Origin of the sequence: Steroidobacter sp. (assembly GCF_036406195.1) — a bacterium.
In the GTDB taxonomy this organism is placed as follows: domain Bacteria; phylum Pseudomonadota; class Gammaproteobacteria; order Steroidobacterales; family Steroidobacteraceae; genus Steroidobacter.
The window spans coordinates 233,151-256,716 of sequence record NZ_DASWVW010000027.1; the positions used below are offsets into that span (position 1 = coordinate 233,151).

Here is a 23,566-nt window from a genome sequence, read left to right on the forward strand (position 1 = left end):
ATGCGTTGCTTCGTACCCGGCGGCTCTGGATCTCCCATGACAATCAGGTGGGGAGAATCGGATGAACGCCCAGACGGAGTTGGTACCAGTCAGCACGGCCGCGCTGCCTTCCTCTCGCAAGATCTACGAACCGGGCGCACTGCATCCACAGATCAAGGTGCCGATGCGGGCGATCAAGTTGCATCCCTCGGCGCGCGAGCCCGATTTGGTGGTGTACGACTCGTCTGGTCCGTACACCGACCCGAGCGCGAAAATTCATATCGAGCAAGGGCTGGAGCGAATCCGCGAGCAATGGATTCATTCACGCAACGACGTTGAGCGCGGACAGCCGCCGGCTCATCCGGGCTCGGCGAGTGAATTTCCAATAAGACATGCTCCGTTGCAGGCCAAGGCGGGGAGGGCTGTCACCCAATTGGCCTATGCGCGCGCCGGCATCATCACGCCGGAAATGGAGTTCGTTGCGATCCGAGAGAACGTCGGGCGCGCCAAACTACGAGCGGCAGCAGGGCGCGATGGCAATCCATGGGGCGCAAGCTTGCCCGAATACGTGACCCCGGAGTTCGTGCGCTCGGAGGTCGCGGCCGGCCGCGCCATCATCCCGGCGAACATCAATCATCCCGAGTCCGAGCCGATGATCATCGGCCGCAACTTCCTGGTGAAGATCAACGCCAACATCGGCAACTCCGCCGTGACGTCCAGCATGGCCGAAGAGGTCGACAAGATGGTGTGGGCGATCCGCTGGGGCGCGGACACCGTGATGGACCTGTCCACCGGACGAAACATTCACAACATCCGAGAATGGATTCTGCGCAATTCGCCCGTGCCCATCGGCACGGTGCCCATTTACCAGGCATTGGAAAAAGTGGACGGCGTGGCCGAAGCACTGACCTGGGAGGTTTTCCGCGACACACTGATCGAACAGGCGGAGCAGGGCGTGGACTACTTCACGATCCACGCGGGCGTGCGGCTTCAATACATTCCGCTGACGGCGAACCGGGTCACGGGAATCGTGTCTCGCGGCGGCTCCATCATGGCCAAATGGTGTCTCGCGCATCACAAAGAGAGCTTCCTGTACGAGCATTTCGAAGAGATCTGCGACATCTGCCGCGCCTATGACGTGAGCTTCTCGCTGGGTGACGGACTGCGTCCGGGCTCGATAGCGGACGCAAACGACGCCGCGCAGTTCGCCGAGCTACGGACGCTGGGCGAGCTGACGCAGATCGCGTGGCGGCGCGACTGCCAGGTGATGATCGAAGGCCCGGGCCACGTGCCCATGCACAAGATCAAGGAGAACATGGACGAGCAATTGAAGCACTGCTCGGAAGCGCCGTTCTACACCCTCGGCCCGCTGACGACGGATATCGCTCCCGGCTACGATCACATCACTTCGGCGATCGGCGCCGCCATGATCGGCTGGTTTGGCACAGCGATGCTCTGCTATGTCACGCCAAAGGAACACCTGGGCCTGCCGAATCGAGATGACGTCAAGACAGGCGTGATCACTTACAAGATTGCCGCGCACGCCGCCGATCTTGCGAAGGGCCATCCAGGAGCGCGCGATCGCGACGATGCGATTTCGCGCGCGCGCTTCGATTTCCGGTGGGAAGATCAGTTCAATCTCTCGCTCGATCCGGACACGGCGTGTGCATTCCACGATGAAACCATGCCGCGCGAGGCGCACAAGCTTGCGCACTTCTGCTCGATGTGTGGACCAAAGTTCTGCTCGATGCGCATTTCGCACGAGGTGCAGGCGGCGGCGCGCGACTCGGGCATGAAAGAGATGGCGGTGAAGTTTCGCGAGCAAGGCGAGATCTACGTCGCCCCTGGTACGGGCCAAGCTTCGTGAAGATCGCGATCATCGGCGCAGGCGTGGCCGGAATGACCTGTGCTGTCGAATTCGCCGAGCGCGGCGCCGCCGTGGAAATATTCGAGCAGGCGCAGGGCTTCGGGCCAAAGAGCTGTTCCTGGTATGCGGGAGGCATGCTATCGCCGTGGTGCGAGTATGAGCACTCCGCCGAGCTCATCGCCGAATTTGGCGAACAGAGCCTCGCCTGGTGGACGAAGCGCGTGCCCACTGTGGTGCGACAGGGCAGTCTGGTGCTGGCGCATGGCCGTTACTCGTCCGAGTTGGTCGCGTTCAGCCGTCGAACGACGCGCTACGAGGAATTGGACGCCGCTGCCATTGGTGAATTGGAGCCTGCACTGAAGGGCCGATTTTTACGAGCGTTGTTCTTTCGGGATGAAGCGCATGTTGATCCCCGCAAAGCACTCCGATCCCTGGCAGATCGCGTTATCGCGCTCGGCGGCAGAATTCACTTCGGTGTGACTTGCGCGGATCAGTCGACGAACGATCGTCTGGTGATCGATTGCACCGGCTGGGCTGCGCGCCATCATCTGAAAGACCTGCGCGGTGTGAAGGGGGAAATGCTGTTGCTGCGTTCGAAGGAGGTCACGCTCCGGCGCCCGGTTCGATTGCTCGACCCCAGAATTCCTGCCTACATCGTGCCGCGCCCGGACGGCGTGTTCATGGTCGGCGCCACCATGATCGAGAGCGAGGATGCCAGCCGCATCACCGCGCGATCCATGGTGGAGTTGCTGAGCGCCGCCTGTTCTTTGCATCCCGCCTTTGCCGAGGCGGAAGTGCTGGAGATCGGCGCACAAGTGCGGCCAGCCTTTCCAGACAACATGCCCAGAATCGTGTGGCGCCGTGATCGCATTCATATCAATGGTTTCTATCGGCATGGATTCCTGCTGGCGCCGGCGTTCGCGTGCATGGCGGCGGATGCAGTGCTCAACGGCGAGCGTTCTTCCCAGGTGGAATATGAAGATTGTGCTTAACGGCGAAGCCTGCGAGATCGTCGCGACCCGGCTGGACCAAGCGCTCCTCGAGCTGGGCTATACGAACGCCAGCATTGCCACGGCAGTCAACGGAACGTTCATTCCCAAGTCGCAGCGCGGTGACCAGATGCTCGGCGACGGTGTTCGCATCGAGATCGTGGCTCCGATGCAGGGAGGTTGATGTGATCGTCTACGACACGCCATTGACCTCGAGGCTGCTGCTCGGCACTTCGAGATATCCATCGCCGGCGGTATTGACGCAGGCCGTGAAGGTGTCAGGTACGGAAGTCGTCACGGTGTCGCTGCGGCGGGAGTCGAGCAGCGAGCGTTCCGGACAGGGATTCTTTGCCATCATCCGCTCCTTGGGCGTGCGCGTTCTTCCCAATACCGCGGGGTGCCATTCCGCCAAGGAGGCTATCACCACCGCGCACATGGCGCGCGAGCTGTTCGATACGACCTGGATCAAGTTGGAAGTCATTGGCGACCGCGCGACATTGCAGCCCGACGTGTTTGGCTTGGTCGAGGCAGCGAAGATCCTGTGCGCGGATGGCTTCCAGGTCTTTCCATACACCACGGAAGATCTGGTGGTCGCGGACAAGCTGCTGGATGCGGGCTGTCGTGTGCTGATGCCGTGGGGCGCGCCGATCGGCTCGGGGCAGGGTCTGAACAACGTGCCGGGATTGCGAGCCTTACGCGCTCGCTTTCCCGACGTTCCGCTGATCGTCGACGCTGGGATTGGCGTGCCGTCGCATGCGGCGCGAGCCATGGAGTTGGGCATGAATGGTGTGCTGATCAATACCGCCGTAGCGCGCGCCGGAGATCCGGTAGCGATGGCTGAAGCATTTGCGCATGCAGTTCGAGCAGGACGTGCTGCTCTTGTGGCCGAACCCATGTTGCCCAGCGACGTTGCTGTTCCTTCCACGCCCGAGGCTGGCCTGGCGTTTCTCGCATGAAGCTCGATCCGTTTTATTTGATTGTCGATGACGCTGCCTGGTTGAGCAGGTTCCTGCCACTCGGCCTACGGCTGGTGCAATTGCGCATCAAGGACCGTTCGGCCGAGGAAGTGCGCCGGCAGGTGGTTCTGGCGAAGTCGCTATGCCGCGCGGCGGGCGCTTGTCTGGTCGTCAACGACTATTGGCAAGTCGCGCTGGAGGAAGATTGCGATCTGGTTCATCTGGGGCAGTCCGACCTGGATGATGCCGATGTGCCTGCGTTGAAACGCGCCGGGGTGCGTATTGGAATCAGTACCCACAGTCACGAGGAGTTGGAGCGTGCTTTGACATTCGCTCCAGACTACATTGCGCTCGGTCCGGTGTATCCGACGACGTTGAAAGTCATGCCATGGGCGCCGCAGGGTCTGGCGCGTGTGACGGAATGGAAAGGCCGCATCGGGCACATTCCATTGGTCGCGATCGGGGGCCTGACAATCGAGCGATGGCCCGGAGTGTTCGAAGCAGGGGCGGACAGTGCAGCGGTTGTTTCCGATGTGCTGCGTCACTCTTCGCCGGAAAGCAGAGCGAGAGAATGGATAGCCGCCACGCGTGAAGCGTGTCGCGCTCGCGTGGCGTCGTGAAGCAGCAACCGTGCGTGCTCGTTATCGCGGGCACCGATTCCAGCGGCGGCGCGGGTCTAGTTAACGACGTCCAGGTAGTCTCGAACTTCGGGGCCAGAATAGTCTGCGCGGTAACTGCGGTGACGGCACAAACGCACAGCCGAGTGGATGCGGCGTGCGAGCTTTCGCCAGAGGTGGTGCGTCGACAGTTGAGAGCGGCGCTTCGCTCCGGTCCAGTCGATGCGGTAAAGATCGGCATGCTCGGCAGCGGCGCGATTGTGCGCGCCGTGCTGGAAGAGCTGCCCGACCGAATGCAGATGCCGATCGTCGTAGATCCGGTGTTGATGTCATCCTCCGGCGCGGCACTGCTCGATAGCGACGGTGTCGCGCTTCTACGCGATCACTTGTTGTCGCGATGCACGTTGGTGACACCCAATCTCATGGAGGCTGCGACGCTGCTTGGCTGCGAGATGGCGATGACGATCGATGCGCAGTTTCATCAAGCGAAGGAACTGCTTCGATTCGGCACGCAAGCCGTGCTTCTAAAGGGCGGTCACGGGTCGCAGAGTGAGGCCACCGACGTTCTGGCAACGCCATCGACAGTTCCTGTCGCTTTAACCGCCAGGCGAGTGAATGCAGTCATGCGAGGCACAGGATGTGGGCTCAGCTCCGCCATCGCTGCATTGCTGGCCACCGGAATGTCGCTCGAATCGGCCTGCCGGAAGGCCAAGGCTTACATCCACGAGCGACTGCTCGCCATCGCTACGTAGACGTGTTTCGGCTAGACACGTCACGGCGCGGACTCAAGAGCAGCTCGCGGCGCTTGTAGTCGATGATCAACGTGTCGAGCAAGCCAATGATGTCCATGCCAATGAGCAGCGCGGGCTGGTCGTTCATCTTCCACGCGTCGAAGATATACATATCGCCGAACGTCACTCGCATGCCGCGGATGGTGAGATCGCCGATGTCGACGGCGGGCGCGAACAGGGTTTCGCCATGCATCTCATCGAGCGTCACGCCGACGACGGTGTTCTTGACGCCCTTGGAATTTTTTTTGGCCAGCGCCGCTTGCAGACTCTTGTTGCCAATGGTCGCTTGCGCTCCGGTATCCAGCATCGCGCGAGTGCGCACGCCCGCGAGCTTCACGTCGAACATCAGCAGATGGCCTTCGCGCAGTTTGACTGGAACGCGCGTCAGGCCGTTGGAGCGCACCACGCCGGTCGAACGCCGGATCGAGATTTCATCGTTCTTGAAATCGATGTGGACCCGCTTGTCGCTCAGACCATCCGCGCCGAGGACGCCTTCTGCGCCGCCGAACACGTCGGGCACGATCGCCACCTTGCGATCGCCCAGGTACAGGTCGCCGATCGAGATGCTGTTGACGTGTATGAAGGGGACGACGGAGGTGCCCGTGGCGCCAAGCAGCCTGACCGTGTTCGTGCCGATGGGCGTACCGATGCGCGCCGCCAGCGACGGAATGACCGCAGTCCGGTTGGCTCCGGTATCCAACACCAGCCGGAACGGACCCTTGTCGTTGATGTAGACCGGTGCCCAGACGCGCCCGATACGGTCGCGCAGGGTAGGTGCCACGTAGCGGGGCTCCAGGGCCTCGACCACGACTTCCTCGACACTCTTGCCTTCGACGTTCGCGCCGTCGACGCCGTTGGCCGCGGCGTTCCTGGTTTCGCTGCCTCCGGGCGTGATAGGCGGCAGCGACGTCTTCTCAACGTCGTTGGCCAGGCTCGCCATCGATATCAGCGTGGCAAGCGCAATCAGCAGCCGCGGGGCCATGATTTCTCTCGACATGGTTGCAGGCCCAAACTTCCCATAATCCCCCGACTCCGGCGGCCGCTCGTGGCTGGCCCGTCGGGAATCGCTGTGTTGTTGGCTTAGAACGTTTCCTCCACGATTCGTTCCGGCGACTCCGACGCCCTTTCTACCCATTGCCCATCCCATTGCTCGGCTTCGAACCGGTGGGTGAGCGGAAAACCCGGCGGCCGCCGCTGCTCGAAGCGCTGGTCGTACTCGATCTCGGTGGCATAACGCGGTTCGCTTGCGGACAGGCTGCCCGCGGACAAGCTCCCATAGATGCGCAGGGTCGCCGATCGCCAATGGTCGATGTCTCGCACTACGAAACGGCGGCCGGCGAAGATCGCGGCATGAACCTCCAGGTCGCCGGGTCCGGTGACGCCGGGGGGCGCGATTTCGATGTACTTGTCGCTGACCAGCCCGAGATAGTCGCGCGAGTCCGGTTCCTGGCGCGGGTCGTGGGCATAGCGGATGTCGTCCTCGATCACGATCTTGGTGGGCGAATAGACCAGGATCTTGCCGCGCAAGGTTCCTTGCACATACAACGTGCTGCCCCGCGTGCCGATGAAGTACACCGGCTGATCGGAGGGAGAATTGAGATAGCCGGGGCCGGTGGCACCGTTGGTGCGCCACATGTAGCTGCCGTCCGGGAAGAACCGGATGCGTGTGTCGTCCGTAAGCTCGTGGACGCGGGATGGCTCGTCATCCGGGGCCCACGCGAACGGTTGCAATGCTTCCGGCAAATCGATGCGGCTGGTGCGTGTCTCCACGCCGCCGGGAAAAATCTCGGATTGCCGGCGGCGCCCGCTGGCAAACATTTCGAAGCTGCGGGCCGCGGTGGTCACCTTGCCCAGGAATTTCGGTCCCACGCGCGAATCGTGCAGCACGTTGAACTGCGAGTTGCTGTGGAAGCGCCCGACGATCACGTCATCGTGCAGTTGGACCAACCGGTCCCAATTGTCCACCATCTGCGTGAACTGCGAGAAAGCCAGCCGCTTGAGCATGATTCGCGTCGACAGCACCTTGCCGCGATCGGCCGCGCTGACCTGCGCGACCACGTGTTCGAGCGCCGTTCCATCCTTGGCGCGTTCCCAGACCAGCTTCGCGCTGTACCGCTTGCCGTTCTCTTCCCATTCCAGCTGGGTTTCGGGCGCGCCGGCCATCTCTCCCACCAGGCGGGCCAGCTTTCCGGGCAGCGCCGCCCGTTCTTCGGCCGACGCCTGCAGGGTGGGTGCCGGCGCAACGCTGTCGACGATGATTGCGGCAGGTGTTTCCGCTGGAATATCCAGCGGTTCGGGTTGGCCGCCCGCAGGCTCGGTGTTGACTCGTTCGGCCGGCGGCAATGCCGGTGCCGGCTCGATCAGGTCGAGCAGCTCGGCGAGCTGGGCGGAGCTGAAAGTGGGTTCCAGCGGCGCGAGCTCGACGCCTTCGCTGCGATCGACGTCGGGCGCTTCGATCAGCACCATCTGCATGGCGAGTTGGTCGCTGGAGCCGAGGCCGTCCTGCCGGCCGCCGAAAAATAACGCTGCCAGCAGAATTGTGAGGTGCACGGCACCGGACGCAACGGCCGCGAGCGCTCGTCTCGTCTCAGTCGCCTCGAGTAGGCCAGTGATGCGGCCAGGAAGCGCCATGGTGTCCCCACCTATTGGTGCCCCCCGTAGAGTAGTCCCAGCGCTGGCCAAAGTGAAAGAGCCGCTGCGACGGGGCGATTATTGTTGTGTCCGATCGTGTCCTGTCGAGCCATTCAGGGATCGATGTGTGCCGAGCGCGAGCCGCCAGCGTCGCAATGCTGGCGGGCTTCCGGGCCGGCCAGGGCCACGCAGATATTGATGCTGTCGCCGTTGGCGGCGGTCTGGGCCAGTACATCGCGGATTTCATTGGCTTTGAACCGCTGTGACAGCAGCAAGGCGATACCGCCGGAAACATTCGCCGCCGCCATGGAGCTGCCGGAAACGAAGTCGTAACCCTGTTTCAAGACCAACGTGAGCACGTCGGTGCCGGGGGCGAGCAGCACGTCGTGCGCCGTATGTTTGTGTCCGACCGCATCGACTACTACGACGCCAGGAATTTCCGACGGAAAGCCTTCCGCCATCCCGCCGGTGGGCAGCGCTCCAACAAAGATCATGTCGTGCGCCAGTCCGTGCTCGACCAGCCGCCGTAACAGCGGATCACTCGGACCTGCCAGACTCAGGTTCACAATGTCCGCTTTCAGGTCGATGGCGTTCCCCAGCGCGACAGCCAGCGTAAAGCTGTCGCAAACGGCTCGATCGGGTTGCTTCGGGTCCGGCCAGCAAGCCGCGAGCGAATTCACTTGCGCCTCCGGCGCGATGCCCACGATGCCCAGTTGGTTGTCGCCGGTGGCGGCGATGACGCCGGCAACCGCGGTGCCGTGAGCTCCAGCTTGCTGACGCTGTCTCGTGAAGTTGCTGACGGTGACATTGCTGCCAGCGAGATCCGGGTGCGTGACATCCACGGCCGTATCGATCACTGCAATACGAACGCCTTTGCCACGCGACCATGCATGCGCCTGGGGCACGCCCATGGCGGGCAGGCTGCGCTGAAGCTTGGCGTAAGGATCGTTGTAACTGTTGCCGAGCGTGCCGAACGTATTCAGTGGCTGCGCCGATTCGACTCTGGCATCGCCACGAAGCCGACGGAGCAGATCGGCTGGTGAATCGCCATCATCTATCCGATAGACGATGCAATGGACGCGCAACTGTGAGATCGGCCACTCGCGCACCGGTTTGAGCCTGTAACGCGTTGCGAGCTCGCGAACGGTGGCACGAGTGAGGGGCGCAACTGCGTACTGCGTGGCCAGGCCGTAGTCGCGTGGAGACGAACCGGCGCGTGGGGACGGCATCGGCTCGGTGTTGCGCAATGTGATGACGACGAAGCGCTCGGGATGCGTGCGAATGAGACCTTCATCGGCCGGCTCGCGTCCGAACTGTGTGCAGCCGGCGAGGATGAGTAGCGCAAACAGTGCCGCCAGATGTTTCATTGAGACGATCCTGCCGCTGTCAGGCTCGGCTCCGCGAACAATACATCCGAGTGCTCACGCAAGGTAGCGATGATGGCGTGCACGTCCTTACCATGTTCTGCGGCCAGGGTGTAGACGCCAGCTTCGCTCGGACCGGACAGGATTTCGCACTCGACACTGCGCAATAGCTGATTGATGTCGCGCAACTGCGCAGTTGGAGAGAACACGACTCGAACCGCCGCGCGTCGATCGGATGTTTGCGGCTGTGGGCTGGAGAGGGTGACGTATTCCGGCTGACTGGAGGGGGGCGATCTGAACAATACCCCTGTCAGTACCGCGATCGCGACCAGCTGAATCCAGAGCGCGGCGATGAGCCATGGACGTTTCATTCGATACGTCCTGGCGCGGGCCGCCTCGGCGGTCGTCTGCTCATCGATCTGCGCGAGCAGCTTCTGCCAAGATGCATTGGGCGCGGCAATGACATCCTCGTCGCCGCGCATGTGACTATGCAACTGGCGATGACGCGTCAGTTCTTCCCGGCATTCGGAGCATTGTTCGACGTGCGCCAGCACGGCTTGCTGTTCGGCGTCGCTGGCGCGGCCGTTCACAACCCAGGGGATCCTCTCCCAGCACTGCTCATGATTGGCGTGCAGTTTCTGCATGCGATCTCTCGTGCGCCTCTCTATTTGTGCGCCTCTGCTCGTGTGTCTTCGGGTAGGTTCCCCGCCAGGCGCGGCAACAGTACGCTGAGCTTGCGTCGGGCATGGAACAGACGGGTTTTCACAGTGTTGACCGGACAGCTGGTAATGGTCGCGATCTCCTCGCACGAATGCCCGAGCACATAGGCCAGCTCCAGGCACAGGCGTTGTTCGAGTGGCAACTCGTCGAGTGCTTCCTCGATCCACTGCTGCATTTCGCAGGCTTGCAGGTGATCGTCGCCCATGAGGTTGTCGCTCGCTTCCAGCTCGAGGACTTCGTAGGAGCGCCGTCGGCGCACGCTCTTCAAGGCGCGCCGGTAGGCGATGCCGACGATCCAGGTCGAGACCCGCGACTCGCCCCGGAAACGCTCGGCACTGTTCCATACGACCATCAGCGTGTCGTTGATGATTTCCTCGGTCAGGTCCTGTCGTTGCGTTACGCGCATCAGGAATCGCGACAGGCGGCGGTGATAGAGCAAATAGAGCTCGCGCATGGCCCCGCGGTCGCGCAGGCTGACGCGCCGGATCAGCGCCAGCTCGGCTTCGTTGTTGCCGGGAGGCGCCGGCTTGGCGACCGGCGTCAGCCGCGGGCCGGTTTCATTGTGAGTGCGCGTCATCACGCTGGTAAGTACCCCGGGCGAGCCGCACGGTTCATTCGATGGCGCCGAATCTCCAGATCAGCGTGCCGGACCAGGTATTGCTCGCTCGTTCGTGTCCGAACAGCCGCCGCGCGCTGGCATCCACATACGTGTAGGTCAGATGCAAGGTCAGCCGCCGGGCCGCCAGCATCAACCCGGCGTGCCCGTACCAATACTGTTCATCGAACAGCTCGCCGAGATCGCGATAACCCACGCCGATGTTGCTCGACCATCTGCCGTGGATGGGTTGATTGGCGCTGAGCTCGTATGACAGTGCCGATTTGTCTTCCGCCACGCCGCGATAACTTGCATCGGAGTAGTTCGGCGACCATGCCACGGTCGCGAACCAGGTCGATCGATAACCCAGCGAGGCGGCGATCTCGTCATAGTCATAGCGGACCGGCAGCGAATCGTCGGGATAGAAATAATGGGTGGCCGTGAGCGAGGCGATCCATTCGGGGCTGATTTTCCAGGCGCGCGCTGCGAACAGATCGATCTCCAGATTGCCGCCCCGCATATCCGTGCCGGCGGTCTCGTAGCGGTCGATGGTGGAAGCCCAGGCACCCACGGACCATTGCTCACCGATCCCGGCATTCAAGCCGCCTTGCAGTGCTGGTTCACCCAGGGTCTGTGACAGACCTTGCTGGATGTAATCGCTGCTCAGCGCGAGCGAGCCGTGCCATCTCACATCCACTCGTCTTGCATCCGCTCCTGTTACGTCGGCATACGCCGTATCGAGCATGCCGAGCACGCTCGGGATGCCGGCAATATAAAAAGCCCGCGTCCACGACTTCATTCGTGAGTCGTGCGGCGCACCGATGGAAACGCTGGTGCTCATTCGGGGCTGGCGCGTTGCTGTTCCGAGTGGTTCTCGGTGCGAACAGCATACGCGCTGCGATGGCCCGATGAGAACTCCAAGGTTCCCGCTGTCATCAATCTTTCAGCGCACTCGCGACAAACGAGCCTTCCGCTCGGCCGTTGTAGTAGCGACACCTACAGTGTCGCGATCAACGCACTGCATCGCTGCGCTTTGTCTGGACATGAGTGACCGCGCGCACTCGCAAGGTTCAACGCCAGCGAATGAACCTGGCGAATGAACCCGGCGAATGAACCCGGCGAATGAACCAGCGTGCGCGCGCAGGGCACCCATGCCAGCCAACAACAATCGCTCGAGCGGTAATCCTTGAGAAACGGTCATGGTGCGCGCATGAGGCTGGCGAGTTTCGGGGCGGTGTGCCTGATCGGTGCAATGACTTGTGCACTGAGCGGTTGCGCTGGCGACGGCACGGGCCTGGATACAAACGGTCGTCCGCTCGACGGCAATGGAGGCGATGGTTCGGACACGCTGCAGCCGACTTTCCAATCCATTCAGGAACAGGTCTTCACTCCGATCTGCACTGCGTGTCATGCCGGCGCCGCCGCACCGCTGGGCTTGCGACTCGAGGCGGGCGCTTCATACGCGTTGTTGGTCAATGCGTCCAGCGTCGAAGTGCCCGCGCTGATGCGCGTGCAGCCCGGCAATCCCGACGCCAGTTATCTCATTCAGAAACTGGAAGGCACGGCTGCGGTCGGCGGGCGGATGCCGCTGAACGGCACGCCATTGCCGCAAGCAACGATAGATGTCATTCGGCAATGGATCACTGACGGCGCCACGGACGGCACGGCGGGGGTGAGCAGCGACTCACTCTCGGAAGTTGCAAAGCTCACTGCAGTGTTGCCGATCAGCGGCAAGGCGATGTCTCAGTCGACCCGCGACATCGTCGTCACATCGAGCGTCGAGCTCGACACGTCATTGTTGCAAGCCGGTCTCGTGACATTGCGCGCCAGCGGCGGCGATGGCGAGTTCGATTCCGGTAACGAAATCCTCGTGCCCGTCGAGGTCACCGTTCGATCGCAGCTTCCCACGGTGCTCGCTATCACGCCGCGATCGATGTTGGCAGCCGACACGTATGAGCTGCGCATCGCTGGCGACGGCCCGGTCGCGCTGGCCGACTTTCAAGCCCGCGCCATCGATGGCGATGGCAACAGTACCCCGGGAGGAGATTTCGTTTTGCGCTTCACAGTGGAGACGACGCGATGAGATCGAACAGGGTCGTGGCAGGGTGGCTGGCGCTTGCCCCGTTGTTCGTCGTCAGCGGGGTGTCCCAGGCGGAGCCGTACTTTGCGGTTCGCGAAGGACTGAAATGCAGCAGCTGTCATTTCAATGCCGCCGGCGGCGGTATGCGCAATGCCTTTGGCAACGCGTGGGCTCAAAGCGCGTTGCCGGCGAAGCGCATCGAAGGTACTGGCACGGATTCGTGGACTGGCATGGTGAATAGCTTCATCGCGTTGGGCGGCAATCTGCGTGCGAACGGCACATACACCGATGTGCCCAACAGCTCCGCTCAGTCCGAGTTCGATCTGGAGGAAGTGCGGGCCTATCTGGCGATCTCCGCCATTCCCAATCGTCTCGCTGTTTATGTCGATCAGCGAGTGGCGCCGGGCGGCAGCACCAATCTGGAAGCGTTCGCCCGCTATACGACCGAGGATCAGCGCTGGCAGGTCCAGGCGGGGCAGTTCTATCTGCCGTATGGGCTGCGTCTGGAGGACGACGGTGCGTTCGTTCGGCAGGTCACGGGCATCAATTTCGCGACCCCGGATCGCGGCGTGCAGGTGGGATACGAATCCGGATCGGTGTCCGCGCAGCTTGCCGTGTCCAATGGCACTGCCAGCGGGCCGGAGCCGGATGAAGGCAAGCAAGTAAGCTTGCGCGCCGAACATATCCAGAACGCATGGCGAGTTGGCGCAGGATTCAATTTCAATCACACGGATGCGGGCGATCGTCAGATGCAAGGCGTTTTCGCGGGCGTGCGCACCGGCCCGATTGCGTGGCTGGCGGAAGCGGACTACCTCATGGACGAAACGCTCGGGCCGCAGCCGGACGGCAGCAGCGAACGCAAGCGATGGGTGGGACTCATCGAGGCCAACTGGTTGATCACCAAAGGTCAGAATCTGAAGATCACGGCCGAGGTGTTCGAGCCCGATACCGACGTCGACGAAGACGAACAGAATCGTTACAGCCTGCTATGGGAGTATTTCCCATTCCAGTTCATGCAGCTGCGGGTGGGCGCACGCATCTACGACGGCATTCCACAGAACGATCTGCAGAACCGCAGGATCTATTTTGCGCAACTGCACGGGTTCTTCTGATCGACCTACACGGATCAACGCGCGCCGCTCTGCATGGCGAGATCCGGTGCTGGCGGGCGAGTAGCGATCCAACGCGCCAGGGCGGCTCGCAATGACGCACGGCTGAATGGCTTGCCGAGATAGTCATCCATGCCGGCGCGCAGACAGGCTTCGCGGGCTGCGCTCGTCGTATCGGCCGTCAAGGCGATGACAGGAACGCGCTGCCCGGGAGCTTCGCGACGACGCAGCTCGGCGGTGGCAGTGAAACCATCCATGATGGGCATGCGGCAATCCATGAGCACGACGTCGTAGTGGTTGCCTTCGAGCATCTCCAGAGCATGGCTGCCGTCATGAGCGGTGGCCACTTCCACGCCAAGTGATTTCAGCATGCCCTCGGCGACATCGCGATTCAGCGACTGGTCCTCCACCACCAGTACGCGAGCGCCCGCGGCCAATAGCGGCGCCGCTTCGGGGCGTTCGGAGGATTGCGCCAGATCCTCTTGTGTCGCGCCCATCACTGCCTGTTGCAAAGGCAGCAGGCGTACAGGCTTGGTGATCTCCGCGTCGAACCACTGCCCGTTGGAGGTTTGTGCATCCGCCAGCTTCGCAAAAGCCGCGAGTCGGATCACCCGCGGACGGACCGCACGCTCCGAGAGTGCGGACTGCAGTTCTTCGAGTGCTTTGGTGTCGAGCAGTGAATGATCGATGAGAAGGACGTTGTAGGCCATCGAGCGTAGCTCTCGCAGTACTTCAGGCAGACTGCCGGCTTCAGTGGCATGCGCGCCCCATTCATCGAGCGCGTGCGCAATGAATCGCCGCACTGCTGCGTTGTCATCCGCCACCAGTATGCGCAGCCCGACCACGTCAGCGGATGGGATGGGCAGCGGCGCCGAAGCCTCTGCAAGTTGCAATGACAGATCGACACTGAATGTGGAGCCCACGCCAGGCGTGCTCACGAGGGTCAGGTGTCCTCCCATCAGTGCCACCAGCTGACGGGCAATCGCCAATCCCAATCCGGTTCCGCCGTAGCGGCGTGTGGTCGATGCGTCCTCCTGCACGAACTCCTCGAAGATGTGCGCTTGATTCTCGGGCTCGATGCCGATGCCGGTGTCGGCAACATCGAGCCGCACTTGCATTCGCTCGCCGTGCACTTCCCGCGCGGAGATTCGCAATGTCACCGCGCCACTGTCGGTGAATTTCACCGCATTGCCGCCCAGATTGACCAGCACCTGGCGCAATCGCACCACGTCCACGCGTACGCGGGGCAGTGGCCGGGGAGGGGACTGGCACAGCAGCTCGATGTTTTTTCCAGCAGCACGTGCCGCCAGCATTTCGGCCGTTTGTTCCACCAGCTCGACCAGGTCGCAGTCGAGCGGCGCCAGCTGCAGCCGGCCGGCTTCGAGCTTGGAGAAGTCCAGCACGTCATCGACGATCGCCAGCAACGAATCCGCCGAGCGATGGATGCCCTCGGCAAAGCGGCGCTGCACGGCATCGAGACGCGAATCGAGTAGCAACTCGCTCAACCCCAGCACGCCATTCATAGGCGTGCGTAGCTCATGATTCATGCGAGCCACGAAGTCGCTCTTGGCACGGCTCAACACTTGTAGCTGACGGTTGCGTTCTTCCAGTTCCTGCGTGCGCAGCCGAACTATGGATTCCAGGTCGCGCTTGTGATCCAGCTCGCGCCGGCTGCGTACTCGTTGCAGGTTCCACACGTAGCCGAGCATCAGCAACAACAGGGCCGCGTAGGCGAGCCGTGCCGACATGGTGTTCCAGGGCGCCGCGGCGACGTGTACGGGAATGGTGAGATCTTGCGTGCTCCACACACCGTCGGCGTTCATCGCACGAACGCGCAAGGTGTACTCGCCCGCTTCGAGGTTGGTGTAGGTCGCCCGATGCAGCGCGCCGGCATTGACCCAATCGGCATCGAACCCTTCGAGCCGATATCGATAGTGATTGTTTGCCGGCGACATGAAGTCCAGCGCCGCGAACTCGAAGGTCACGAGCTTGTCGCCGTGCGTCAGCTGCAGCGGATGCTCGGCATCGGGAAATTCCGGGAAGGGCAGTTGCTCGTTGAGCACCGCCACGGACGTGAGAGCCACACGCGGCGGCGGCGCTTGGGACAGCGCGCTTTCCGGCAGGAATGCATTGAAGCCGCCACTGCCGCCGAAATACAGCGTGCCGTCGCGGCCGCGATAGTGCGCATTGAAGTTGAACTCGTCGGCCTGCAAGCCGTGCACCTCGCGTAGCAGGCGGCTGCTGCCGCTGCGCGGATCGAACCGGACCAGGCCATTGTTGGTGCTCAGCCATAGATGACCCTGGCGATCCGATTCGATGCCGTACACCGCCTGGCCGGGCAGGTTCGCCAGCCGCTGCTCGCCCTGGAAGCGAATCGCGCCGGGCTGGCTGGAGTCGCCGATCACCCGGTCGAGGCCGCCGCTGGCGGTGCCGACCCATACCGTGCCTTCCGGGTCGACGTGCACGGCGTAGATGATGTCGTCGCTCAAGCTGCCCGGATCGCGATCGTTGCGGCGGAAGTGATAGAAGCGGCCGGTGTGCCGCTCGAGCAGATTCAAGCCGCCGCCGATGGTGCCGATCCACAGGTTGCCTTGCAGGTCCTCGACGATGGCGCTGGCACGAAGACTGCTGAGTGCCGCGGGCGCCGCTCCGGAGGAATAGCGGATCAGATTGCCCGTGCCGCGTTCGATGCGTGCCAGTCCGCCACCGAAAGTGCCCACCCAGATCTCACCGCCGCGATCCTGATACAGGCACATGACACCGTCGCCCAGCCACTCTGCCGGGTCGGCGTTGCTGTTTCTATAGGAACGAACCGTGCCGCGCCGCCGATCGAAACGCAGCAGCCCGCCGCTCATCGTGCCGATCCATAAGGCACCGTCACGATCGTACAGCAACGACATGACGCTGTTGTCCTCGAGCCTGAGCGGCCCCGGAGATGCCCGTGTGTAGCGATGTTCGCGTCGCTGCCTGGTATCGATCTCCACCAGTCCGTCGAGAGTGCCGACCCACACAGTCCCGGCGCCGTCGTCGACAAAAGCGTTGACCGCGCTGTTGCCGAACAACGCGCTTTGATAGTGGCCCAGCGTCCAGCTCTTCGGGCTCCAGTGGCTGGCACCGCCTGCTCGCGTGCCCACCCATAGTACGCCGCCGCGGTCCTGATGCAGCGACATCACATCGTCATCGCGGAGACTGTGGGCGTTGTCGGTGTCGCGTCGGTAATGAACGAAGTTGTGCGAGGAACGATCGAACAGGTTCAGGCCGTCGGAAGTCGCTACCCACAAGCGGTGCGCATCATCTTCCATCACCGCACGCACACGATCGCTGCTGAGCGAGCGCGCGTCATTGACGGCGTGACGAAACGATGTCACTGCGGAGGTCTGCGCGTCGATTCCATGCAGGCCGCCCCCGAAGGTCCCGATCCACATCGTGCCGAGATGATCTTCGATGATGGAGCGCACTCGTGCGCTGCCGAGCGGCCCGTCGAGTGGGATGGGCACGAAGTCGTCGGTGGCTGGCTCGTAGCGATTCAGGCCTTGATCGGTGCCGACCCAAAGGCGGCCGGCGCGATCGGAGTAGAGCTCGTAAACACCGTTGGCCGCGAGCGAACGTGCGTTGCCAGGCTGATTGATGAAGTGGCGCATTCGGCCCGTTCGTGGATCGAGCATATCGAGGCCGCGATCCGTGCCGACCCACACTCGATCGCTGGGATCGACGTGCAGTGTGCGCACCGTGTCGCTGGCGATGCTGTCAGGATCGCCCGGCACGTGCCGGAACTGCTGGAAGCGATCACTGCAGCGATCCCAGCGCGCCACGCCGCCGCCAGATGTCGCCAGCCACAGGTCGCCCCGGCTGTCCTCGTCGATCTTCCAGATATAGTCGCTGGCCAGCGCCTGCTCGTTGCCGCGCTCGCGGCGATATTCCTTGAGCGAGTAGCCGTCGTAACGATTGAGGCCGCTCTCGGTGGCTAGCCAGATGAAACCGCGCGAGTCCTGCAGGATGCTCATCACGGTGCTCTGTGACAGTCCCTCGCGCACCGACAGATGCTCGAAGTACATGGGACGAACTTCGGGCACAGGCGGTGTCGCAAGCGCGACGTTGAACGCCGCGCCGGCGAGCAGCGCAAGCCAACCATTGCGTGCGCGATGACTCACGGTTGCGCCGGTGACTATTCCTGCGGTGCCGGCTCGACGCCGGTGCTGCCCGTGGCGGTGTTGCTCCATGTGAACCCTTCGCTCCAGGTGTACTGGTTGCTCCAGGTGAAGCCGTTGCTCCAGGTGAAGCCATTGCTCCAGGTGAAGCCGCCGCTCCAGGTCACGCCCTCGTGGCTGGGTGGGCTGCCGTCCCACAGCAAGCCGTCGAGCGCCACCGCGAGCCCCACCAGCAGCCGGCCGAGCAGCGGCAGGTTGCCGAGCGGGCTGAGCAGTTGAGTCAGCAACCCGCCCTCGCTCTCCACTTCCATGATGTAGTAGTTGCCGTTCTCGTCGCGATTGGCACGGCCGCCATAGTGCTGCAGCCCGGCGAGATCGGCCGCGACGTTGAGACCCTGGTTGGCGCAATTCGACGCCGTGCTGTAGATCGCGTCGTGCGCGTTGACCAGGCCCGAACCTTGCTGAAACACGGAGTAGGCGAGCGTGCCGTCAGACCTGACCGCCGGGCGCGCGCCATCCATGAGGCGACATTTCACATTGTTCGGCGACAGCCCGGGATTGGCCTCGAGCATCAATGCAACCACGCCGCTGGTGACCGCTGCCGCTTGCGACGTGCCCGACATCGTCATATCCGGATAACTGGTGTCGAGCCACTGCGGAAAGCGCTGCGCGAGCGTGCCGTCATCGGGAGCATAGGCGCGCACGTGGCCGCCCATCGCGATGACTTCGGGCTTCACGAAGCCCTCATAGGTCGGCCCCGCAGCGGAGAACGATGCCAGGCGATATTGGCTGGGCTGGCCCGGTTCGTATCGATCCGTGACTGCGCCGACGGTGATGGCGTAGGGATTGTTTCCTGGCACGCCGATGCTCATCGGCGCCGGTCCGTCATTGCCGGCGGCAACAACCACGACGATGCCCGAGCTCCACGCCGCCATGACTGCCTGATTGAGCGGATCGTCCCAGTAATGCGACCGCACCGGTGCGCTCAACGACAGATTCAGCACGCGAATGCCATATGCGATGCGCTGGTTCACCACCCATTGGATGCCGGCGATGACGTCGAAGTAGCGGCCCATGCCTTCGCTGTTCAGTGCGCGCACCGACACCAGGTTCACGCCGGGCGCGACACCCTGGTAGCGGCCAGCGGAAGTAACGGCGCTGCTTGCGATGATCGATGAGACGTGCGTGCCGTGGCCGTTCGGATCGTCGATGTCGCGGCTGTACTTGTTCAGCGAAAGCAGGGGATACGCACTCGGATTTTCGCGGGCAAGAATCACATCGTACTGCGCGAGCACGCGAGGATTGCGGCCCGAAGCCGACTGTTGCAGCGGCCCTTTTTCGTCCCACACGCCCGTGTCGATCACTGCGACCGTCACGCCTCGACCGGTTACGCCGCCGGTATGCATGGTCGCTGCGCCGACTTGCGTTGGGTAATACGTTTCAGGCGGCGGCATGGTGCTGCTCGATGTGACCGCTGCATCGTCATAAACGCGCAAACCCTCGACGGCCATTTCGTAGAGCTTCGCCAACTCGTTACCGTCCAGCTCGGCACCGACCGCGCGTATGATTTCAAGCTCGCCAGTGATGACGCCGCCCGCGCGTGTCACTGCGTCTCTAGCGAGACTGGCATGCGCTGCTTGTACGATATAGTTTTGCCGTGCGCCCGCTGGCGCAGCCCGCCTCTCTCCGGCAGCAGGCGCTGCGTGTTTGGCGGGTTCGGCTCGATGTGCCGGGAGCGCAAGGCCAGTCGGTTGCGGTGCCGACGGAAGCGCGGTCAGGGATGCTTCCTTGTGCTGCGGCCACAGGACCGTGAAAACGAGTGCTGCACCAAGTGCAGTGGCTCCGAGCAACCAGCGCCTGCGTCGGACGATCTTCCCCATCGTGATTCTCCGTTCTCGTTACGGCCAGTAGTCTTGCCGCAGTGGCTAGCGGTTTGCGGTTAGCGGTTGGTTCGAGACTTTCTGAACCAACCACTAACCGCTAGTCACAGCCGTGGGGCAACCGCGGCGGCAAGTTCCTTCGTGACTTGTTCGAGGTAGTGCTCGAGAGCAGCGCGGCTCTCGGGCGCCAGTGCGACAAAATCCCTGCGCGCATCGAGCGGGTCGGGATTGCGCACGATGTGTCCTGCTTTGACGAGATCTCGAATGCGACGTAGCGCAGTAGTCGACGAGATGTGCTCAACCGAGATGCTGAGCGCAGAAACAGACATTCGCTGTCCCGCCTTTTCCGCGCGCAGCAGTTCGCGCAACAGCTCCCAAGCCACATCGTCGAGATCACCGAGTGGCGCGACCGCCTGCCGCGGCCTGCGCAGATGATCCAAGCCCAGCAGGGCCAGATCACTGCGAGGCTTGTTTGCCCGGTGGGGCAACTGTTCGGCCTGTGGCTGCTTCCACGCATGCAGGGCGGCCGCCAGCGCTTCGGCCTGTTGTGCCAGCAGCGCCGCCTGATCGGTCAACTGCATCGCAACACGATTCTGGTCGACGCGTTCGAGAGCGTTGCGCACCGCGGCCAGCAGCTCTTGCGGGCGTACCGGCTTGACGAGGAAGTCGAGCGCGCCGAGTCGCAGCGCCGCGACTGCGAATTCAACTTCGGGATAGGCCGTCAAAAAAATGAATCGTGGCAGGGAGCCGCCGCGCAACGAGCCGACATTCTGCAGCAGGGCGATGCCGTCCATGCCCGGCATGTGGATGTCGCTGATTGCCACCAGGATGTCTGGAGTGCTGCGCAGGATTGCGAGCGCTTCTTCGCCGCTGAATGCTTGCAGGCACTGGTGGCCGCCGGCCTGCAGCACCGAGCGAACCCACAACACCATCGAGGAATCATTGTCGATGACGAGGACGCGCCCCTTTGCGGGATCAACGTGCGCGCGTTCGTCGGCAGACTGTGATTTCATCCGTGTCCTGTACCTGTGTACCTGCCCGACAGGTAGACGCTCAATGTACCCTATTCGGACCCACTGCCAACACCACTGGTCTATGTCACGTTCCAAGGATCGACCGCAGTCCACAGGCGGCCCCAACATCGAGACGCACGAGGTGCTCGATGTGGATGTATTACATGACCTCCTCGCCAGCCTGGCTCAACCCGCGGCCGTGGCTGCGGTGTACCGCAAGTTCGTGGCAAATGCGGAGGATTTCATTGAATCGCTGGCCACGCAGCAAGGCGCTGCGTTCGGCGACACCCTGCACACACTGAAGGGGAGCGCCGCGATGCTGGGTGCCAGATGTCTGGCACAGCGCGCGGCGTGCCTGCAAGCGCAGAGCGAAAGCTCGGTCGTTCAGGTTGAGCAGGCAATCGAGCAGCTCACGACCGAGCTGACAAAGTTTCGCGAGGCACTGGCGAGTCAGCTGAGCGCGCTCGGCGAATCTCCAGATCCATGAACGGGGCGATGAGCGGGTCCATGAATGGAGCCATGAATAGAGCCATGAATGGAGCCATGAAAGAATTGCCGGCAATTTGACTCCGATTCTGACGCCGCCTGGCGACGGGGTCAGTGCCGCGAGGGACCCAAGAGGGTGGCCACCGCTTCCACCAAGGTGTCATGGAAGGTGCCCTTGATGACGTAATAGCTCGCGCCCGCATCGAAGCAGCGCCAGCGCTGCTGCACGTCGTCGCGATCACAGGCAATCAAGATCGGCAGGCGTGCGAAACGCGTGCTCTTGCGAATGCGCCGGGTCAGCTGAATGCCATCCAGCAGCGGCATGTCGATGTCGGTCAGCACCAGATCGAAATTGCCCACCAGCAGTGCGTACCAGGCTTCGACGCCGTCGACGGCGGTGGTGACGCGATAGCCGCGAAATTCGAGCAGCTTGCGTTCCAGCTCGCGGACCTCGGGCGAGTCATCGACCACCAGGACCGATCTGCTCGTGCAGGGTTCTGAACCTTCCTGTTCGTCCTTTTCTGCCAGCACCAGGGATGACTCGGCGGGCGAGAGCTGCGCCATGGAGACGAGCACCTCCACCGCACGCAGCATCATGCCGATGAGCTCCTGCTGCAGCTCGATCTCGCCCCGGCGCACGGCGGCGATACATTCCTCCATAGCGCGTGCCAGCTCGGCTCCGGCTGCCAGTCCCACTGATAGAGCGGTGGATTCGAACGAGCGTGCCGCCGAGGCGCACGCGTTGAGTTGTTCAGGCGCTAGCGGATCGCGGGCGAGGGCTCGCACGCAGTCGGTCAGTTGCCGTGCTTGCATCTGAGCTTGCATACGAAGCAGTTCGATCATGACCATGGCTCGGTGCAAATTCCCCGGGGCAGTTGCGGGAATTCTGTTCGAGCCCGCGCGAGCGCTGCTCAGTCGATTGCGTCAATTTGGCGATGACTGTGGCGGCTGTTGCTGCCGAGCGAATGAGGCGCGCGCAGTGGCGCTGCGAATGTTACTGCTGGGGCGGTTCCGTGCCGGCAGGCTGAGGTTCGGGCTGACTCGCATTACCAGGTGGACTCGCCGAGCCCGATGGGTCGTGCGGACTTGCCGAGCCCGGCCCGGCACCCGGCTCGGCACCGGGCTCGGCAGGGGCGGTAGTCTTTCTCTCTGGATTCGGCATGGGCAATATCGCGCCCGTCGGCAGCAATGTTTCCACCGTCAGCTGCGGTGGAATGCGCGAGCTGGAGCGCGGCCCGCAACCGAAACTCTGATGTTTCACTTTCACATCGAGCTTGCGGATGACCTGCTGGGTCAGCTGTTGCAGCAACTGGCAATCTTCAGCCTGCAAGCCTCGCAGGGTGCGTTGGGACAGCGTGACTTCTTCGCGGCGCGCGGCGAACACGATGGGATCGTTCATGGACGCCGCCGGATTGCCGGTGACGCGCGACACGAGATCACGGCGCGATTTGTCCCTTTCGATTTCCTTGAGGATCTGCGGCGTCACTTCGACCGGCATCATCAACTTGATGCGCACTTGCGCCGACAGCTCGCGCTCGTTGCCGCGGCCATAGTTTCCCGAACGGCCCCAGGAATCGTTCCTGTCCCGCCCGAACGGATCCCGATCGCGTCCGAACGGATCGTTGCTGCCGCGGCCCACAGTGGGATCGATGTCCATGGAGGTGTCGCCCGAGGAGAGCATCATCGCGTCGCAATTGCGCGCGCTGACTTGGATGTCGTCCCGGGCGCCGACCGCGATCAGAAAGGCGGCAACGCGCTTTTCGATCTCGTGACAGGAATAGTAGAAGCCGTTGCTGCGGTAGTTGAACGACAGCTCCTGCGCTTTGTGAACGGCGGTGATGGTGGGCGCCTGCTCGCCGTTTTCGGCTGCGCCGGCGAGCGAGCCGAGCGCGATCAGGAGCAGGCCGACCCATGCACGGTGATCCTTGCACGGTGCATGCGTTCTCGATAGATGCATAGCCGTCATGATCTCGCCTCCCGGTGCTGGCCCGCACGTGGCGTCGCGGATCAGTCTAGGCCCGCGCGGCTGCGGCGTCGAGCGTCAGGCGGTTTGGGCGGCTGGATGGCCTCTTCATCGACAGGTCGTAGTCGATCCACGCTGTTCGGCCAGGCATGCCGCAGCGTTTACCCGCGCGAGGCCGGCGACACTACCCATCAACGCGCGGCCAGTACCCACCCCCCGGCTTCTCGGCGGCGTGCTGGCGTTACTGGTCGCCTGGGTTCGACAATGACATTTGATCAGCGCAGCTGATCTGCGCATCGCTCCCCGGTCTCTGGGAGTAACGCTCCAATGTTTGCTAATTCAAGTGCCGCAAGACCGGGTACACGCGCTCATCGCGGT

At 62.9% G+C, this 23,566-nt stretch carries 20 protein-coding genes; 9 read left to right on the forward strand and 11 right to left on the reverse strand.

What is annotated here, in order from left to right:
* The first annotated feature begins 61 nt into the window (after positions 1-61).
* The 6 genes from thiC to thiD are packed head-to-tail and all read left to right on the forward strand — an operon-like array spanning position 62 to position 5,160.
* Complete coding sequence (gene thiC / locus VGE08_RS12600) at positions 62-1,846, forward strand: phosphomethylpyrimidine synthase ThiC (protein ID WP_331068244.1); 1,785 nt, start codon at positions 62-64, stop codon at positions 1,844-1,846.
* Positions 1,843-2,838, forward strand: a complete 996-nt coding sequence (locus VGE08_RS12605; protein WP_331068245.1) for an FAD-dependent oxidoreductase — start codon at positions 1,843-1,845, stop codon at positions 2,836-2,838. The genes thiC and VGE08_RS12605 overlap by 4 nt, the downstream gene beginning before the upstream one ends.
* The gene (thiS, locus tag VGE08_RS12610; RefSeq protein ID WP_331068246.1) at positions 2,822-3,019 is read left to right on the forward strand and encodes a sulfur carrier protein ThiS; all 198 of its coding nucleotides are present in this window, start codon (positions 2,822-2,824) and stop codon (positions 3,017-3,019) included. Before VGE08_RS12605 ends, thiS begins: the two co-directional genes overlap by 17 nt.
* 1 nt (position 3,020) lies before the next feature.
* Complete coding sequence (locus VGE08_RS12615) at positions 3,021-3,791, forward strand: thiazole synthase (RefSeq protein WP_331068247.1); 771 nt, start codon at positions 3,021-3,023, stop codon at positions 3,789-3,791.
* Positions 3,788-4,411 (forward strand): thiamine phosphate synthase, encoded by a 624-nt coding sequence (locus VGE08_RS12620; protein ID WP_331068248.1) that lies wholly within the window; start codon positions 3,788-3,790, stop codon positions 4,409-4,411. Before VGE08_RS12615 ends, VGE08_RS12620 begins: the two co-directional genes overlap by 4 nt.
* Before the next feature lie 14 nt (positions 4,412-4,425).
* Complete coding sequence (gene thiD, locus VGE08_RS12625) at positions 4,426-5,160, forward strand: bifunctional hydroxymethylpyrimidine kinase/phosphomethylpyrimidine kinase (RefSeq protein ID WP_331068558.1); 735 nt, start codon at positions 4,426-4,428, stop codon at positions 5,158-5,160.
* On the opposite strand, the gene VGE08_RS12630 is transcribed toward thiD, so the two are convergent.
* From VGE08_RS12630 to VGE08_RS12655, 6 genes are all read right to left on the reverse strand, one after another.
* Positions 5,153-6,181 carry a retroviral-like aspartic protease family protein gene (locus tag VGE08_RS12630; protein WP_331068249.1) on the reverse strand — a complete coding sequence of 343 codons (1,029 nt, stop codon included), beginning with the start codon at positions 6,179-6,181 and terminating at the stop codon, positions 5,153-5,155. The genes thiD and VGE08_RS12630 overlap by 8 nt on opposite strands.
* Positions 6,182-6,279: 98 nt before the next feature.
* Positions 6,280-7,830 carry a hypothetical protein gene (locus VGE08_RS12635; RefSeq protein WP_331068250.1) on the reverse strand — a complete coding sequence of 517 codons (1,551 nt, stop codon included), beginning with the start codon at positions 7,828-7,830 and terminating at the stop codon, positions 6,280-6,282.
* A 113-nt stretch (positions 7,831-7,943) separates the two neighbouring features.
* Positions 7,944-9,197, reverse strand: a complete 1,254-nt coding sequence (locus VGE08_RS12640; protein WP_331068251.1) for a S8 family peptidase — start codon at positions 9,195-9,197, stop codon at positions 7,944-7,946.
* Positions 9,194-9,838 (reverse strand): zf-HC2 domain-containing protein, encoded by a 645-nt coding sequence (locus VGE08_RS12645; RefSeq protein ID WP_331068252.1) that lies wholly within the window; start codon positions 9,836-9,838, stop codon positions 9,194-9,196. Before VGE08_RS12645 ends, VGE08_RS12640 begins: the two co-directional genes overlap by 4 nt.
* 20 nt (positions 9,839-9,858) lie before the next feature.
* The gene (locus VGE08_RS12650) at positions 9,859-10,491 is read right to left on the reverse strand and encodes an RNA polymerase sigma factor (RefSeq protein ID WP_331068253.1); all 633 of its coding nucleotides are present in this window, start codon (positions 10,489-10,491) and stop codon (positions 9,859-9,861) included.
* 34 nt (positions 10,492-10,525) lie between these two features.
* A complete protein-coding gene (locus VGE08_RS12655; protein WP_331068254.1) occupies positions 10,526-11,350 on the reverse strand; it encodes a TorF family putative porin in 825 nt (274 codons plus the stop codon).
* 369 nt (positions 11,351-11,719) lie between these two features.
* Here VGE08_RS12655 and VGE08_RS12660 point away from each other — a divergent pair, with 369 nt between their 5' ends.
* Both VGE08_RS12660 and VGE08_RS12665 read left to right on the forward strand, forming a co-directional pair.
* Positions 11,720-12,592: a hypothetical protein gene (locus VGE08_RS12660; RefSeq protein WP_331068255.1), complete on the forward strand. Its 873-nt coding sequence runs from the start codon at positions 11,720-11,722 to the stop codon at positions 12,590-12,592.
* On the forward strand, positions 12,589-13,701 hold the full coding sequence (locus VGE08_RS12665; RefSeq protein WP_331068256.1) for a hypothetical protein: 1,113 nt from the start codon (positions 12,589-12,591) through the stop codon (positions 13,699-13,701). The genes VGE08_RS12660 and VGE08_RS12665 overlap by 4 nt, the downstream gene beginning before the upstream one ends.
* Positions 13,702-13,715: 14 nt before the next feature.
* Here the strand turns inward: VGE08_RS12665 and VGE08_RS12670 are convergent, their stop codons facing one another.
* From VGE08_RS12670 to VGE08_RS12680, 3 genes are all read right to left on the reverse strand, one after another.
* Positions 13,716-17,849 (reverse strand): two-component regulator propeller domain-containing protein, encoded by a 4,134-nt coding sequence (locus tag VGE08_RS12670; RefSeq protein ID WP_331068257.1) that lies wholly within the window; start codon positions 17,847-17,849, stop codon positions 13,716-13,718.
* A gap of 14 nt (positions 17,850-17,863) precedes the next feature.
* Positions 17,864-19,453: a S8 family peptidase gene (locus VGE08_RS12675; RefSeq protein WP_331068258.1), complete on the reverse strand. Its 1,590-nt coding sequence runs from the start codon at positions 19,451-19,453 to the stop codon at positions 17,864-17,866.
* 377 nt (positions 19,454-19,830) lie between these two features.
* Complete coding sequence (locus VGE08_RS12680) at positions 19,831-20,739, reverse strand: response regulator (RefSeq protein WP_331068259.1); 909 nt, start codon at positions 20,737-20,739, stop codon at positions 19,831-19,833.
* An 82-nt stretch (positions 20,740-20,821) separates the two neighbouring features.
* On the opposite strand from VGE08_RS12680, the gene VGE08_RS12685 reads away from it, so the two are divergent.
* The gene (locus VGE08_RS12685; protein ID WP_331068260.1) at positions 20,822-21,226 is read left to right on the forward strand and encodes an Hpt domain-containing protein; all 405 of its coding nucleotides are present in this window, start codon (positions 20,822-20,824) and stop codon (positions 21,224-21,226) included.
* Positions 21,227-21,336: 110 nt separating this feature from the next.
* Here the strand turns inward: VGE08_RS12685 and VGE08_RS12690 are convergent, their stop codons facing one another.
* Complete coding sequence (locus VGE08_RS12690; protein WP_331068261.1) at positions 21,337-22,068, reverse strand: response regulator; 732 nt, start codon at positions 22,066-22,068, stop codon at positions 21,337-21,339.
* Between the two features lie 151 nt (positions 22,069-22,219).
* A complete protein-coding gene (locus VGE08_RS12695; RefSeq protein ID WP_331068262.1) occupies positions 22,220-23,191 on the reverse strand; it encodes a hypothetical protein in 972 nt (323 codons plus the stop codon).
* Between the last annotated feature and the right edge of the window lie 375 nt (positions 23,192-23,566).

What these genes read in the sequence shown, in the direction of transcription:
- thiC (WP_331068244.1), top strand. Translation starts at nt 62, where the DNA reads ATGAACGCCCAGACGGAGTTGGTACCAGTCAGCACGGCCGCGCTGCCT.
- thiS (WP_331068246.1), top strand. Translation starts at nt 2,822, where the DNA reads ATGAAGATTGTGCTTAACGGCGAAGCCTGCGAGATCGTCGCGACCCGG.
- VGE08_RS12620 (WP_331068248.1), top strand. Translation starts at nt 3,788, where the DNA reads ATGAAGCTCGATCCGTTTTATTTGATTGTCGATGACGCTGCCTGGTTG.
- VGE08_RS12630 (WP_331068249.1), bottom strand. Translation starts at nt 6,181, where the DNA reads ATGGCCCCGCGGCTGCTGATTGCGCTTGCCACGCTGATATCGATGGCG.
- VGE08_RS12635 (WP_331068250.1), bottom strand. Translation starts at nt 7,830, where the DNA reads ATGGCGCTTCCTGGCCGCATCACTGGCCTACTCGAGGCGACTGAGACG.
- VGE08_RS12640 (WP_331068251.1), bottom strand. Translation starts at nt 9,197, where the DNA reads ATGAAACATCTGGCGGCACTGTTTGCGCTACTCATCCTCGCCGGCTGC.
- VGE08_RS12645 (WP_331068252.1), bottom strand. Translation starts at nt 9,838, where the DNA reads ATGCAGAAACTGCACGCCAATCATGAGCAGTGCTGGGAGAGGATCCCC.
- VGE08_RS12650 (WP_331068253.1), bottom strand. Translation starts at nt 10,491, where the DNA reads ATGACGCGCACTCACAATGAAACCGGCCCGCGGCTGACGCCGGTCGCC.
- VGE08_RS12655 (WP_331068254.1), bottom strand. Translation starts at nt 11,350, where the DNA reads ATGAGCACCAGCGTTTCCATCGGTGCGCCGCACGACTCACGAATGAAG.
- VGE08_RS12660 (WP_331068255.1), top strand. Translation starts at nt 11,720, where the DNA reads ATGAGGCTGGCGAGTTTCGGGGCGGTGTGCCTGATCGGTGCAATGACT.
- VGE08_RS12665 (WP_331068256.1), top strand. Translation starts at nt 12,589, where the DNA reads ATGAGATCGAACAGGGTCGTGGCAGGGTGGCTGGCGCTTGCCCCGTTG.
- VGE08_RS12680 (WP_331068259.1), bottom strand. Translation starts at nt 20,739, where the DNA reads ATGAAATCACAGTCTGCCGACGAACGCGCGCACGTTGATCCCGCAAAG.
- VGE08_RS12685 (WP_331068260.1), top strand. Translation starts at nt 20,822, where the DNA reads ATGTCACGTTCCAAGGATCGACCGCAGTCCACAGGCGGCCCCAACATC.
- VGE08_RS12690 (WP_331068261.1), bottom strand. Translation starts at nt 22,068, where the DNA reads ATGATCGAACTGCTTCGTATGCAAGCTCAGATGCAAGCACGGCAACTG.
- VGE08_RS12695 (WP_331068262.1), bottom strand. Translation starts at nt 23,191, where the DNA reads ATGACGGCTATGCATCTATCGAGAACGCATGCACCGTGCAAGGATCAC.